The organism is Pseudaeromonas sp. HNCC25DJ182 (assembly GCF_055413365.1).
This window is the reverse complement of the sequence record NZ_JBVAYG010000001.1, coordinates 28,043-41,106: the sequence shown is the minus strand read 5'-3', so window position 1 is coordinate 41,106 and position 13,064 is coordinate 28,043. Positions and strand designations below refer to the sequence as shown.

The window sequence follows — 13,064 nt, the reverse complement described above, 5'->3', positions numbered from 1 at the left end:
GTGACAATGAGAGCAGCAACAATGCGTATGGCCCTGCTGGGCTTGAGTCTGGGTCTGGCCGTCGGTCAGGCTTCCGCTGAAATTCCCGCCAATGTCATGGCGCAGTTTAGTCAGCTCTCTCCTGCCCAGCAGGAGGCGGTTGCCGCCCAATACGGGATGGATCTGAGCCAGCTAAAATCGCAGCCAGGTGCGACACCACAAGCCGCTCCAATGCCGACCACATTAGCTCCGAGAGTTGTCGATAACTCACAGGCGAGCCAACGTCAGGCGACAGCCTCAGCGTCTTCTGGACTTGAGCCGTTTGGTTATAACGTGTTTGCGGCGCAACCGACCTCCCAGACCCCGTTGAGTGATATTCCGGTACCCGATGATTATGTGGTCGGCCCTGGCGATGAGCTGCGGGTGCAGATGTATGGCAAGGAAAACGCCAGCTACAAACTCAAGGTGAATAGGGATGGCAGTATTGAGTTCCCGAAACTGGGACCAATCAGCGTTGCCGGTCTGACGTTCCAGCAGGTGAGCGACACCCTGCAATCGCGGATTGCCGAGCAGTTTATCGGTGTCGAGTCCGCGATCAGCTTTGGTGCCCTGCGCACCATGCAGATCTTCGTGATGGGCGATGCCTTTCGTCCCGGCGCTTATAACGTGAATGCCCTGACCACGGTGAGCCAGGCATTGCAGATCGCAGGCGGTATCGATACCGTGGGTTCCTTGCGCAAGATCCAGGTCAAGCGTGCCGGCCAAACCGTGCAGAATGTTGATCTGTATAAGATGCTGATCTGGGGCAATACTGCACAGGACATTCGCCTGCGTGCCGGAGATACCATCTTTATTCCGGCCAAGGGAACCGAAGTTACCGTCGAGGGCCTGGTCAAACGTCCGGCAATCTATGAACTCTCCGGTCCGGTGGCCATCGGTAGCGTGCTGGAGGTGGCCGGTGGCCTCAAGGCCGATGCCTTGCGGGAAGTGATGGTCACTCGTCGCGGCGAAAACGGCACCCAGGTGTTCAACCTGGATCTGGGCAGTGGCTCGGATCGCAACTTCATCATCCGCGATGGCGACAAGATCGAAGCCAAGCCGACCACCACCGAATACTCCAAGGCGATAGCCATCAAGGGCGCTGTGGTCCGAGAAGGGACCTATAACTACCAGCCGGGCATCCGCATCAGTCAACTGCTCAAGGATCCGCGCCGTGACCTGAAGGCTACCGCCGATCTGGATTACGCCCTGGTGGTACGCGAAATCAATCCTCGCCACGATATCGAAGTGATCCAGTTCAATCTGGGGCGAGCCATCAGTATGCCGGGCGATACAGACGACTTGCTGTTGCAACCGAGGGATCAACTGCTGGTGTTCAGTAAAGATGCCACCGACAGCTTTACTCAAACCACCAAAGAGACTCAAGCCAAGTCACAGGACAAGCAGTTCCCGCGGTCACAAGCTGACAGCGAAGATGCACGTTACGCCCAAGTGGCTCAAGCTCAACGCCAGGCCTTGGCGGGGGGGCTAACCGATGAAGTTGTGGATGCCCAGACTGGTGCTGTGGTTTCAAGCAATCAGTTAGCGGATAAAGGCAAACTGAACCTGAAGCAGGGTAACAAGCAAAATAGTAGCGATTCATTGGCCCAAGACAGTCGTGATGCCCTGTTGGCACCTGTGGTTGAAAGGTTAAAAGCACAGGCAGACAACCAAAACCCGGTGCAACTGGCCGAGATCCGCGGCGAGGTGAAATTCCCGGGTGTCTATCCTTTGGCTCGTTATGCCACCTTGGCAGATCTGGTCGCTGCGGCGGGGGGGTTTAAGGAGAGCGCTTATGCGGCTGAGCTCTCGCGGATTGACGAAGCGGCCGATGCAAGTCTGAGCATCAGTCACCAACAGATTGATCTGCATAGCTTGGCTGTCAAGAGCACTGCGCCTCGTGCCCAGTCCAAAGATAATCTGAGCATTCTGGCAAATCCGGATTGGCGCGACGAAGTGACGGTGCAACTATTTGGTGAGGCCAAGTTCCCCGGAACTTACCGGGTGCAGCGTGGCGAGACCATTGCCAGTCTGATCCAGCGTGCTGGTGGCTTGACCGAGTTTGCTAATGCCAAGGGGGCCGTCTTTGCCCGGGAGTCGTTGCGTAAGCAAGAAGCCGAACGCTTGGTCTACATGAAGGAGCAGTTACAACAGGAGATCTCCACCTTGTCCTTACGGCGACAAGCGGGCAGTGTGGCGACGCGAACCTCTTCACCGACCGAAGCGGCGGAGCTGGTGAATAAATTGCAAAGCACCCAGGCTATCGGCCGGATGAGTATCAATCTGCCGGCTATTTTAAGCGGTCAGAAACTCTCCGATGTCATGCTGAGCGATGGTGATAAGCTCTATATCCCGACGTTCCAGAATGTGGTGTCTGTCACCGGTCAGGTACAGATGCCGTCATCGCATGTCTATGATCCGGCTCTTTCAATGCAGGATTATCTGGATAAGGCCGGTGGTACCAAGAAACAGGCAGATACCGATCGCATCTATGTGATCAAGGCGGATGGCTCTGTCATGCTGCCAGGAAGTAGCTACTGGTTTTCTCGCCGTGAAAGTGCCATCGAGCCTGGGGATACCATTATTGCGCCGATTGATTCGGATTATCTGGATAGCTTGAGTACCTGGTCAACGGCAACGCAGATGATGTACCAGTTGGGTGTCGCCTGGAGCGCAATTAAGTAATAACTGGCGTATCCGCGAGTCTATACACTGACGGTCTGCCGAGCCAATACAGGTCGGCCGTCAGTACCTCTACTTACCACAGGCCTGCTACTGAATTAGCAATGAGCAGCCTGGTGCACTGAAAGAATGAGATGATGACCCATCAACAACAACCGATTGGCGTGAACTTGCCGCCATCCTTTAATTCAGCGCTTGCACCCGTAGCTGATGAAATCGATCTGTTGGAGCTATTTAAGGCGCTCTGGCGGGGTAAGTGGTGGATTTTTCTGACCACTATTATCGGTGCCGGTATTGCTGTGGTCGTGGCCATCGGGTTACCCAATATTTATCGTGCTGAGGCTCTGCTCGCCCCGTCCGCTGAGCAACAGGGGGGGGGCCTCGGGGCTTTGGCGGGACAATATGGGGGCCTGGCAAGTTTGGCTGGGATTAGTTTAGGGCAAGGTAAAACCGATAAAACAAGCATCGCTGTCGAGGTCGCCAAATCCCGGCAATTTATCACGGCATTTGTGCGCAAACATCAACTGGAGGTGCCACTTATTGCTGCTATCAAGGCGGATAAGCGTAGTGGCGAGCTGATTATTGACCCGGAACAATACGATAGCGTCGCGAAAAAATGGGTGCGTGAGGTTCCTGCGGGCAAGTCCATCGAGCCGACGGATTGGGAGTTGGTGAAAGCCTTTAACGCCATTACCAGTGTGGCGATGGATAAGAAGAGCGGCCTGGCAACGGTGGCGATCGACTATTACTCACCACAAATGGCCAAGCAGTGGATCGATTGGTTGGTGGCTGATCTAAATCAGGCCATGAAACAGCGAGATGTGGCGGACGCCGAGCGCAATATTGGTTACCTCAAGACCCAACTGGCCAAAACTTCCGTCGCTGATATGCAGACAGTCTTCTATAAATTAATCGAAGAGCAGACAAAAACCCTGATGCTGGCCGAAGTGAATCAGGAGTATGTGTTCAAGACTCTGGATCCTGCTGTAGTGGCCGAAGAAAAAGCCAAGCCGCAACGGGCCTTGATTGCTGTATTGGGGACTGTGCTCGGTGGCATGGCAGGCGTGATGTTGGTGCTGATCCGCTACGCGCTACGCCGACGGGAAGAACCGAACTAATCGATCGCTGTTTGCTGGTGATGATTGAGGCCAATTGGTTGCAAAATGAATGATTGCATAATGGGTCTCAGTCGAGAAAAATATGAACTACTGCACAAAGCACATATAAAGCGCGGGCAGTGGTTTTAACCTGAGGTCAGGTTTTTTGTTGGCGGTTGAGTTACATCGACTAAGGACAGGGAGCCGAGCCTGAACCCTAGTAAAGTAAAAGAGGAACATAGGATGAAGAAGATCATCGCTTTGGCAACTGTACTGTTGCTGGCTGGTGGTAATGCTATGGCGGCAGATGCCGCTGGCGGCGCTGCACCTGGTTTGGCCACTGGTGCTACCGCAGCAGCCGGTGTTGCCGCTGCTGCTGTCGCTGTCGCCGTTGCTGTGTCTGATAGCTCTACCAATGACACTACCAGCACTAGCACTAGCACTAGTACTAGCACTAGCACCACCACTGCGACTAACTAAGCGCAGCTGTGTTGTGAATCTACCGCTTTCGGGTCACCGAAAGCGGTCTTTTTTCCGGCTTATGACCAGGTGCCAGATGTCGAAACCGAAAATAATTCTGAGCTTTTACTGCAATTTTGCTCTGTTCTTGGCTGGGTGTGCAGGTGCACCTCATGATCTGTATGAAACAGCCAAAATCGCAGTAATGGGTCAGCCCGATGTGGAGCTAAGTCCACAAGCCCTGGATGCCATTCCTTATGCCAATGCTTATTTGCGAGTAGGCGAGGCGCCACGAGCTTTCGTGGTGCTGGCCTTTGCCGAGCAGGGCGAGCTGAAATGGGCCTCGGCCGATAAAAATGTGTTTGTCACCCGAGATGGACGGCTGATAAAAACTCTGGGTTTACCTGCGAATCTACGAAGCATCAATGCGGCAACGCCGGATCCGCTGTCATCCCCTGCGTCTATAGCGCAATCGAGTTTCAGCTGGCAGTGGCAAGCCGAGTGGGATAAAGATTACCGCAGCATTCACACCATGCACTCGCAGTTTGAAAATCAGGGATTGGAAAGCATCGAGATTAATGGCCAAACCATCGCCTTGCTGCATGTGGTCGAGACCGTTGAGGATCAATTCCTTGGCCGCAGCTATCAAAATCATTACTGGCGTGAACCCGCAACCGGCTTGGTGCGACACAGCACACAACAGCTGGGTGTCGATTTACCCGTTCTGGAAATGACCATTTTAAAGCAGTACCAGCCATGAAATTGACCTCCATTTTTGCATTCACGTTACTGCTTTCCGGCTCCGTTGCGGCAGCTTCCCATGTAGTGGTGGAAGCGAATGGCAAGAGTGAGTCGATCACGCTCCCTGATGATGCTCGTCTAGGGGATTTACTGACTCATTCGAGCATTTCTGCGGATACCTACTGGCCTACGGCGCGAATAGCCACGACCATGAGCCAGGCTCAGGTGGAGGCAGAACGCCAGGCTCTCCTTCATGAGCTGGAGATGCTCGAATACCAGTGGCACAACGAAGGTGAGACGCGGAATGCCTATGCGGTTCGAGAGCTCAGAGTGGAACTTGCGGCGGTGAAGCTGATCGGTCGGCTGCCGGCTACCCTGGATCCGGATTGGGTTCGGCTCCGCCCTGAAGATAATCCACTACTGCAGGGTGAATACCGACTGATTCTTCCTGCTCGTCCGACAAGCTTGATGGTGCTGGGATTGGTGAATGGTCATCTGCGGCCGCTGATACAACCCGGGCAAGTGATTGCCGATTACATCGATGGGGAATGCCTACCTGCGGGGGGATGCGAGTGGGGATATCTCATCCAGAATGACGGTACGATTGAAAAGGTGGGTCTTGAGTACTGGAATCGTCACCATCGCGAAGCCGATCCGGGGGCTGTGCTGTTCGTAGGTTTTGATAACGACCAACTACCCGAAAATTATCGCAACTTGAATTCTCGCATCGCTCACCTGCTGACTAACCGGATTGCCGATTGATGAAACTGCCCTTTACCTTGAGTTTACTCGCCCTGGCGTTGGCACCCTGTTATGCCGCAGTTGAAGAGCCGCAAGCCTTGTATCGTCCGCAAACCGATGGAGTAGGACCATCGCAACATGACTTCGGTGGTGTGGGCTTGCTGCAGATGCCAACAGCACGCATGGCGCGGGTGGGTGAATTTAGCTCCAACTATATGGATAACGAGCAGTATCGCCGTTGGTCTATTTCGGTGCAGCCCTATGAATGGCTGGAAACCACGTTACGCTATAGCGATATCCGCACTCGCCTTTATAGTGATGATCCTAATTTCAGTGGTGATCAGACTTATAAAGATAAAGGTATGGATGTCAAGCTGCGCCTCTGGGGCGAAAGTTATTGGTTGCCACAGACATCGATCGGGATCCGTGATTTTACAGGTACGGGTTTGTTCGATAGTGAGTATCTGGTGGCCAGCAAGCGCTGGGGAAATCTGGATTTCACTCTCGGTATGGGCTGGGGCAATATGGCCGAAAGCGGCAATATTAAAAACCCGTTCTGCAGCACATCTGAAGAGTGGTGTACTCGAGATGAGAGTTATTCTGGAAGTGGTGGGAAATTTGAATTCGATAGTCTGTTCCATGGTCCGGCCGCCCTGTTTGGTGGTATCGAATATCAGACACCCTGGCAGCCTTTACGTTTGAAGCTGGAATATGATGGCAACGACTACAGTCAGGAAGCGGCAGGTGTTATCGAGCAAGATTCACCGATTAATGTCGGTGCCGTGTATCGTGTGACCGAAATGCTGGACTCCCATCTGAGCTATCAGCGCGGTAATACCCTGATGTGGGGATTTACCCTGCGCACTAACTTCAATGAGATGGGGAATCACCATCTGGATGATCCCCGCCACACCGTCAAAGCGCAGCAAGCCACCACTGCTGGCATCGAGCCGGATTGGCAACAAGTTGCCAAAGACCTGGAACGCAATGCTGGCTGGAGTAATCCGGCTATTTATCATGATCAGAACACTGTAACCGTGGTGGCTGAGCAGAAAAAATACCGCAACGCGCAAGAGGCCAATGTACGAGCCTCGGCGATCGTGGCCAATGCGGTGCCCGATGCCACTGAGCTGAAAATTACTGCGCGCCGTCAGCAGTTGCCAATTGAAGAGACCACCGTCGATTTGACCCAGTTCCGCCATCAGCAGACCGCTGCTGTGCTGGGGGAGCCGGCAGCTGAACCACCTAAAGTGACAACACCCACCTTGCCGCAAGGTGTGTCAGTTCGTGACGGTGGGCGGCAGCGATTGGATTACTCCTGGTCGCCCCATCTGGCGCAATCTTTCGGTGGGCCGGAATCGTTTTACATGTTCCAAATCGGTATCAATGGCAATGCAGACTTGGCATTAACCGACAAGCTGTGGGCATCCGGCACCCTCTATCTGAACCTGACCGACAACTACGATAAGTTTAATTACACCACTCCTTCAGGAAGCGATGCGCTGCCGCGAGTGCGGACTTATATCCGCGAATATGTCAGCTCCTCCAATGTATTGATGAACAACCTGCAGCTCACCACGATGGATAAACTGGTACCAGAGTGGTATGCCCAGGCCTATGGTGGTTATCTGGAGATGATGTATGCCGGCGTGGGTAGTGAAGTGCTCTATCGTCCTTATGGTCAATCGTGGGCGCTGGGATTGGACGGCAACTATGTACAGCAACGGGATTGGAACAATACGCTAAAACTGGCGGATTATAAGGTTGCCACTGGTCATCTGACTGCGTATTGGGAATTACCTTATATCGATGATACGTTGGCACAAATCAGTGTCGGCCGTTATCTCGCCAAAGATATCGGCACCACCATTAATCTTTCCCGCAAATTTGATAGTGGAGTTGTTGCTGGAGTTTTTGCGGTATTTACTGATGTATCGGCTGAGGAATATGGAGAAGGCAGTTTTAACAAGGGGGTTTATTTCACTATCCCCTTCGATTTTCTGCAGGTACGGCCTACCGTGCGTCAAGGCACCATCAGCTGGATCCCGCTGACCCGGGATGGTGGTCAAATGCTGTCAAGAAAATATGGTTTGTACACGATTAGCAAACCAGAAAACAAATAAAAAGTGGAGCAACGGATGATGAAACCATTGGATTATAGTACGTCAGCGACAGACGTGGATGATGATGCTGTGGTACAACGCTATCAGTATTCGTCTACATCAATTAATCAGATATACGTCTATTGCCCGGACGATGATATTGCTATTGTAAGTGACTCCATCTCTAAAGCAGGTATGGATGCTGTTATTAATCAATACCACGTTACTGATTTTACGAACAAAACAATTCTGCATTATAAACAAGCATCCTTGGATCACGATGCGTGTGAGTTTTTGATTAGAGCCACCGAAAGTGGTGCATGGGTTGAACCATTGGTTAGTTATTTAGATCGAACTCTTGGCTATACCGAAATAGCACTATTGCATCAAGGATACTTTTTACACCAGAAAGCATTCTCTATTTTAACTCATCGTTCGAATCGGGTTATTAAGAGAAGTTTGGATCTAATTGCCACCTTGTTTCTGGGCGTGTTTGCAATCCCAATTGGCATATTGGCCGCTATTGCAATAAAAATGGAATCTCCAGGACCTGTGTTTTATAGGCAACTCAGGACTGGACTATACAATAAAGAATTTGAGGTGATTAAATTCCGTTCCATGCGCAATGACGCAGAAAAGAATGGTGCGCAATGGGCAAGCCAAAATGATGCTCGAGTCACTAAAGTGGGTAACTTCATTCGCAAGACTCGAATTGATGAATTGCCTCAACTAATTAATGTATTTAAAGGTGAAATGTCGATTGTTGGGCCAAGACCCGAACGTGAAGTGTTTATTGCTGAATTGGAAAAGGAAATCCCATATTACAGATTCAGACATGCCGTAAAGCCAGGTATCACTGGGCTCGCGCAAGTAAAATATCCTTATGGCGCGTCCGTTGAAGATGCCATCTGGAAGCACAAATATGATATTTTTTATATAAAGCATCAGTCGTTTTTATTGGATTTTAAAATATTATTGTTGACGATTAAAGTTGTTTTATTTGGCATGGGGCGATGAAATGAAGTTATTGGTTACAGGTGGAGCTGGTTTTATTGGTTCAGCGGTAGTTCGACAAATAATCAATGCCACGTCGGATTCCGTAGTTAATGTCGACAAGCTGACATACGCTGGCAATCTTGAATCATTGGCAGATGTATCTGATTCACCTCGCTATGCATTCGCACAGGTTGATATCTGTGATCGTGAGGCATTGGATCGCGTCTTTGCCGAACATCAACCCGATGTAGTCATGCACTTGGCTGCAGAAAGCCATGTCGATCGTTCAATCACTGGGCCGGCCGCATTTATTGAGACCAATATTGTTGGCACCTATGTTCTCTTGGAAGCTGCTCGTAGTTACTGGGGTGGCCTGGATGATGTCCGTAAAGCCGCATTCCGCTTTCACCATATATCCACCGACGAAGTTTACGGTGACCTGCCGCATCCAGATGAACAAGCTGGCGACCTGCCGTTGTTTACTGAGACGACTGCCTATGCACCCAGCAGTCCCTATTCTGCCTCCAAGGCCTCGAGTGACCACTTGGTTCGCGCCTGGCGTCGTACCTATGGGCTCCCGACCATAGTTACCAACTGCTCTAACAACTATGGGCCATACCACTTTCCTGAAAAACTGATTCCGCTGGTTATTCTGAATGCGCTGGAAGGCAAGCCGCTGCCTGTATATGGTAAAGGCGACCAAATTCGAGACTGGCTCTATGTAGAAGACCATGCACGGGCGCTCTATAAGGTGGTGACTGAAGGTGAAATAGGCGAGACCTATAACATCGGCGGTCACAACGAAAAGCAAAACCTCGAGGTTGTGCATACAATCTGTGATTTGCTGGATGAACTGGTGCCCAAAGCTGGTTCTTATCGTGAGCAGATCACCTATGTCACCGATCGCCCGGGCCATGATCGCCGTTATGCGATTGATGCCACCAAAATTGGCAATGAACTGGGCTGGAAGCCACAGGAAACTTTTGAGTCTGGAATTCGTAAAACCGTGCTGTGGTATTTGGAAAATCAGGCATGGGTAAGCAATGTAAAAAGCGGTGCTTATCAAAACTGGATGCAGCAACAGTACGGAGAAAAATAAGATGAAGGGGATTATTTTGGCGGGCGGTTCTGGCTCCCGCCTGCACCCTATTACGCTTGGCGTATCTAAACAGCTATTGCCTATTTATGATAAGCCAATGATCTATTATCCACTGTCAGTTCTCATGTTGGCAGGTATCCGCGATATTCTGATTATCACGACACCTGAAGATGCCGATAGCTTCCAACGACTGCTTGGTAATGGTGAGCAATTTGGTATTAGCTTACAGTATGCCAAACAGCCATCCCCTGATGGACTAGCACAGGCATTCATCATTGGTGAAGAGTTCATCGGTAAAGACAGCGTATGTTTAGTTCTTGGTGATAATATATTTTTCGGTCAAGCATTTGGAAAACAACTGAAGAAGGCTATCGAGAATCAAGAAGGGGCGACTGTCTTTGGTTATAAAGTTATGGACCCAGAACGATTTGGTGTAGTCGAGTTTGATGAGAATTTTTGCGCCAAGTCGATAGAAGAAAAGCCAAAGTTTCCTAAATCGAACTGGGCGGTTACTGGACTTTATTTTTATGATAACGCCGTAGTCGATATTGCTAAAAATATTAAGCCGTCCGACCGTGGTGAATTAGAGATTACAAGCGTAAATCAGGTTTACCTGGAGCGAGGTCAGCTGAAAGTTGAACAACTTGGGCGAGGCTTTGCATGGTTAGATACCGGGACTCATGATTCTCTATTAGAAGCATCTCAGTTTGTGCAGACAGTCGAAAGACGTCAAGGCTTCAAAATAGCATGCCTTGAAGAAATAGCTTGGGGTCAAGGGTGGTTGGCTCGAGAGCAGGTCATTCAGATTGGCTCTAGTTTGTCTAAAACAGGATATGGTAGATATTTATTGAGTTTGGTTACCGAGCGAGGAGCTTAGTGTGTCACTTTATACAATAATTGGCAGCTCTGGTTTTATTGGTGAGAATTTAGTTAATTTTTTGCATGGTAAATCTGAAACTGTCAATCAAATAAACAGGACATTACCACCCAATGATATTAATCTTGGGACGGTGGTTTATTGCGCGGGGTTTGGTGATTGCCGTGAGCCTCAAAAGGTTCTAGATGCTAGTCTAATCTATCTGTTGAAAATTGTTAACAATTGCAAGTTTGAGCGTATATTTTATATATCATCAACACGCCTATATTTAGATAGTGTTGATGGTACAGAAAATGCTGAACTAGTGATATCAGATGCAGATAAACGCAGTGTATTTAATTTAACGAAGTTGATGGCAGAACATATTCTTAGTGCTGATCCACGGTTTGTATCGCTCAGGTTGAGTAATGTTTACGGTAATGCATTTAAAAGTCCATTATTCTTGCCAGCTATTATTCGTGATGCAATTCTGCATGGTAAAATTAAAATGTACGCTGGAAAGGACTACGCCAAAGATTATATTAATGTGAATGATGTTTGTAATGCCATATATGAACTTTCAAAGATAACTGCATTACGCCACAAGGTATATAATATTGCATCCGCTAGGAATGTCTCTGCTGGGCATATTTTGGATGAGTTGTCTAAGTACATAAAATTTGATGTTGACTGGTTGTCTAGTGGAGTTAATGAAAATTATCCACAAATCAGCATTGACCGGTTGCGTGGTGAAGTTGCTTTTCAACCTTCATACATTTTGGATGATATAGAGGGTATGGTTTCATTATTTAGACAAAATGTGGCAGCTCTTCAATAGTTGGATGGCATACTATGATCGTTATAGATACAGAAATTTCTGATGTCAAGATAATTGAGTCGCAAGTGTTTTCTGATGAACGCGGTTTTTTTATGGAGAGTTGGAACAGTAATAAATTTGAAGAACTTGTTGCTGGTAAAATAACGCGTTTTGTTCAAGACAATCACTCAAAATCATCAAAGGGAGTTTTGCGGGGATTACATTATCAGTTACCACCCCACGCACAAGGCAAACTAGTGCGTTGTGTTGTTGGTGAAATATTCGATGTGGCCGTCGATATTCGTAAACAATCACCAACATTTGGTCGCTGGGTTGGGGTTGTATTGTCGGCGGAGAATAAAAGACAACTATGGATTCCTGAGGGATTTGCTCATGGTTTTTGCACTATAAGTGAAGTGGCTGAAATAACTTACAAGACAACTGATTATTACAATCCAAGCTGTGAGAGAGCTATCATATATAACGATGAAGAGCTTGATATTTGTTGGCCTGGTAGTGAGTTTCTTTTATCTAACAAAGACAGGCTAGCAAGTAAGTTAATGGATGCTGATCTTTTCTAGAGGTGCAAATGCTAGTCGATATTATTAATTTTGAGACCCTAGGCGATAATAGAGGGCATCTGATTGCGATTGAGGGGGGGCACCATGTCCCATTTGAAATTAAACGTGTGTACTATCTTTTTGGCACCAAGTTAGATGTTGCTCGTGGCTTCCATGCTCATAAAGAGGTAAGGCAAGTTGCTATATGTTTAGCTGGTTCATGTCGTTTTTTAATGGATGATGGCTTTAATAAGCAGAGTGTTGTGCTTAACTCTCCTGCGCAGGGCCTATTAATCGATACCATGCAATGGCATGAGATGTATGACTTTAGCTCGGACTGTATATTGTTGGTGTTAGCAAGTGATGTATATGATGAATCCGATTACATCAGAGATTATGGTGATTTTTTATCTTTGATTAAGGTGATGTCATAATGTTTATTCATCCGCTGAGCGATGTTCAATCAGATAATATCGGTGACAACACAAGGGTGTGGCAGTTTTCCGTTATATTGCCCGGTGCTAAAGTTGGCGAAGAATGTAATATTTGTGCTCATACCCTTATTGAGGGTGATGTTCGCATTGGTAACCGAGTAACAGTGAAATCAGGCGTATATATTTGGGATGGTATAACTATTGAAGATGATGTATTCATCGGGCCATGCGTTACTTTTACCAATGATAAAAACCCACGCTCGAAGGTTTACCCTGAGCAGTTTCTTCGTACGACCATCAAAAATGGTGCATCAATAGGAGCCAATGCGACTATTCTTCCTGGTGTTACATTGGGTGAGAGGTGCATGGTTGGCGCAGGTAGTGTCGTCACAAAGGATGTCCCTCCCTGTGCTGTCGTTATTGGCAATCCGGCTCGGATTCTTGGATATTTAGAGAAGTAAC

13 protein-coding genes are annotated in these 13,064 nt (G+C 48.8%); all 13 read left to right on the top strand.

From position 1 onward, the window contains the following. Window positions 1–6 precede the first annotated feature (6 nt). The 13 genes from ACZYUB_RS00165 to ACZYUB_RS00105 all read left to right on the top strand — a co-directional run bounded on the left by ACZYUB_RS00165 (window position 7) and on the right by ACZYUB_RS00105 (window position 13,063). Entirely contained in the window at window positions 7–2,703 is a 2,697-nt protein-coding gene (locus ACZYUB_RS00165; RefSeq protein ID WP_463944590.1) for an SLBB domain-containing protein, read from the top strand. Between the two features lie 134 nt (window positions 2,704–2,837). Beyond that, a complete protein-coding gene (locus tag ACZYUB_RS00160) occupies window positions 2,838–3,818 on the top strand; it encodes a Wzz/FepE/Etk N-terminal domain-containing protein (protein ID WP_463944588.1) in 981 nt (326 codons plus the stop codon). A 222-nt stretch (window positions 3,819–4,040) separates the two neighbouring features. After that, a complete protein-coding gene (locus ACZYUB_RS00155; RefSeq protein ID WP_463945072.1) occupies window positions 4,041–4,277 on the top strand; it encodes a hypothetical protein in 237 nt (78 codons plus the stop codon). Continuing rightward, window positions 4,213–5,016 (top strand): YjbF family lipoprotein, encoded by an 804-nt coding sequence (locus ACZYUB_RS00150; protein ID WP_463945050.1) that lies wholly within the window; start codon window positions 4,213–4,215, stop codon window positions 5,014–5,016. Before ACZYUB_RS00155 ends, ACZYUB_RS00150 begins: the two co-directional genes overlap by 65 nt. Continuing rightward, window positions 5,013–5,759 (top strand): capsule biosynthesis GfcC D2 domain-containing protein, encoded by a 747-nt coding sequence (locus ACZYUB_RS00145; RefSeq protein ID WP_463944586.1) that lies wholly within the window; start codon window positions 5,013–5,015, stop codon window positions 5,757–5,759. Before ACZYUB_RS00150 ends, ACZYUB_RS00145 begins: the two co-directional genes overlap by 4 nt. Beyond that, the gene (locus ACZYUB_RS00140; RefSeq protein ID WP_463944584.1) at window positions 5,759–7,861 is read left to right on the top strand and encodes a YjbH domain-containing protein; all 2,103 of its coding nucleotides are present in this window, start codon (window positions 5,759–5,761) and stop codon (window positions 7,859–7,861) included. Before ACZYUB_RS00145 ends, ACZYUB_RS00140 begins: the two co-directional genes overlap by 1 nt. Window positions 7,862–7,876: 15 nt before the next feature. Beyond that, window positions 7,877–8,857 (top strand): exopolysaccharide biosynthesis polyprenyl glycosylphosphotransferase, encoded by a 981-nt coding sequence (locus tag ACZYUB_RS00135; RefSeq protein ID WP_463944582.1) that lies wholly within the window; start codon window positions 7,877–7,879, stop codon window positions 8,855–8,857. A 1-nt stretch (window position 8,858) separates the two neighbouring features. Continuing rightward, window positions 8,859–9,935 carry a dTDP-glucose 4,6-dehydratase gene (rfbB, locus tag ACZYUB_RS00130; protein ID WP_463944580.1) on the top strand — a complete coding sequence of 359 codons (1,077 nt, stop codon included), beginning with the start codon at window positions 8,859–8,861 and terminating at the stop codon, window positions 9,933–9,935. 1 nt (window position 9,936) lies between these two features. Then, window positions 9,937–10,812 (top strand): glucose-1-phosphate thymidylyltransferase RfbA, encoded by an 876-nt coding sequence (rfbA, locus tag ACZYUB_RS00125; RefSeq protein WP_463944578.1) that lies wholly within the window; start codon window positions 9,937–9,939, stop codon window positions 10,810–10,812. Window position 10,813: 1 nt separating this feature from the next. Beyond that, window positions 10,814–11,629 carry an NAD-dependent epimerase/dehydratase family protein gene (locus ACZYUB_RS00120; RefSeq protein WP_463944576.1) on the top strand — a complete coding sequence of 272 codons (816 nt, stop codon included), beginning with the start codon at window positions 10,814–10,816 and terminating at the stop codon, window positions 11,627–11,629. A gap of 14 nt (window positions 11,630–11,643) precedes the next feature. Next, entirely contained in the window at window positions 11,644–12,189 is a 546-nt protein-coding gene (gene rfbC, locus ACZYUB_RS00115) for a dTDP-4-dehydrorhamnose 3,5-epimerase (protein ID WP_463944575.1), read from the top strand. 8 nt (window positions 12,190–12,197) lie between these two features. Beyond that, window positions 12,198–12,602, top strand: coding sequence for a sugar 3,4-ketoisomerase (locus tag ACZYUB_RS00110; RefSeq protein ID WP_463944574.1), 405 nt, complete (start codon window positions 12,198–12,200; stop codon window positions 12,600–12,602). Next, on the top strand, window positions 12,602–13,063 hold the full coding sequence (locus tag ACZYUB_RS00105) for an acyltransferase (RefSeq protein ID WP_463944573.1): 462 nt from the start codon (window positions 12,602–12,604) through the stop codon (window positions 13,061–13,063). Before ACZYUB_RS00110 ends, ACZYUB_RS00105 begins: the two co-directional genes overlap by 1 nt. The last annotated feature ends 1 nt before the right edge of the window (window position 13,064 follow it).

What these genes read in the sequence shown, in the direction of transcription:
- rfbA (WP_463944578.1), top strand. Translation starts at nt 9,937, where the DNA reads ATGAAGGGGATTATTTTGGCGGGCGGTTCTGGCTCCCGCCTGCACCCT.
- rfbB (WP_463944580.1), top strand. Translation starts at nt 8,859, where the DNA reads ATGAAGTTATTGGTTACAGGTGGAGCTGGTTTTATTGGTTCAGCGGTA.
- ACZYUB_RS00150 (WP_463945050.1), top strand. Translation starts at nt 4,213, where the DNA reads ATGACACTACCAGCACTAGCACTAGCACTAGTACTAGCACTAGCACCA.
- ACZYUB_RS00160 (WP_463944588.1), top strand. Translation starts at nt 2,838, where the DNA reads ATGACCCATCAACAACAACCGATTGGCGTGAACTTGCCGCCATCCTTT.
- ACZYUB_RS00145 (WP_463944586.1), top strand. Translation starts at nt 5,013, where the DNA reads ATGAAATTGACCTCCATTTTTGCATTCACGTTACTGCTTTCCGGCTCC.
- ACZYUB_RS00140 (WP_463944584.1), top strand. Translation starts at nt 5,759, where the DNA reads ATGAAACTGCCCTTTACCTTGAGTTTACTCGCCCTGGCGTTGGCACCC.
- ACZYUB_RS00105 (WP_463944573.1), top strand. Translation starts at nt 12,602, where the DNA reads ATGTTTATTCATCCGCTGAGCGATGTTCAATCAGATAATATCGGTGAC.
- ACZYUB_RS00135 (WP_463944582.1), top strand. Translation starts at nt 7,877, where the DNA reads ATGATGAAACCATTGGATTATAGTACGTCAGCGACAGACGTGGATGAT.
- ACZYUB_RS00155 (WP_463945072.1), top strand. Translation starts at nt 4,041, where the DNA reads ATGAAGAAGATCATCGCTTTGGCAACTGTACTGTTGCTGGCTGGTGGT.
- ACZYUB_RS00110 (WP_463944574.1), top strand. Translation starts at nt 12,198, where the DNA reads ATGCTAGTCGATATTATTAATTTTGAGACCCTAGGCGATAATAGAGGG.
- rfbC (WP_463944575.1), top strand. Translation starts at nt 11,644, where the DNA reads ATGATCGTTATAGATACAGAAATTTCTGATGTCAAGATAATTGAGTCG.
- ACZYUB_RS00165 (WP_463944590.1), top strand. Translation starts at nt 7, where the DNA reads ATGAGAGCAGCAACAATGCGTATGGCCCTGCTGGGCTTGAGTCTGGGT.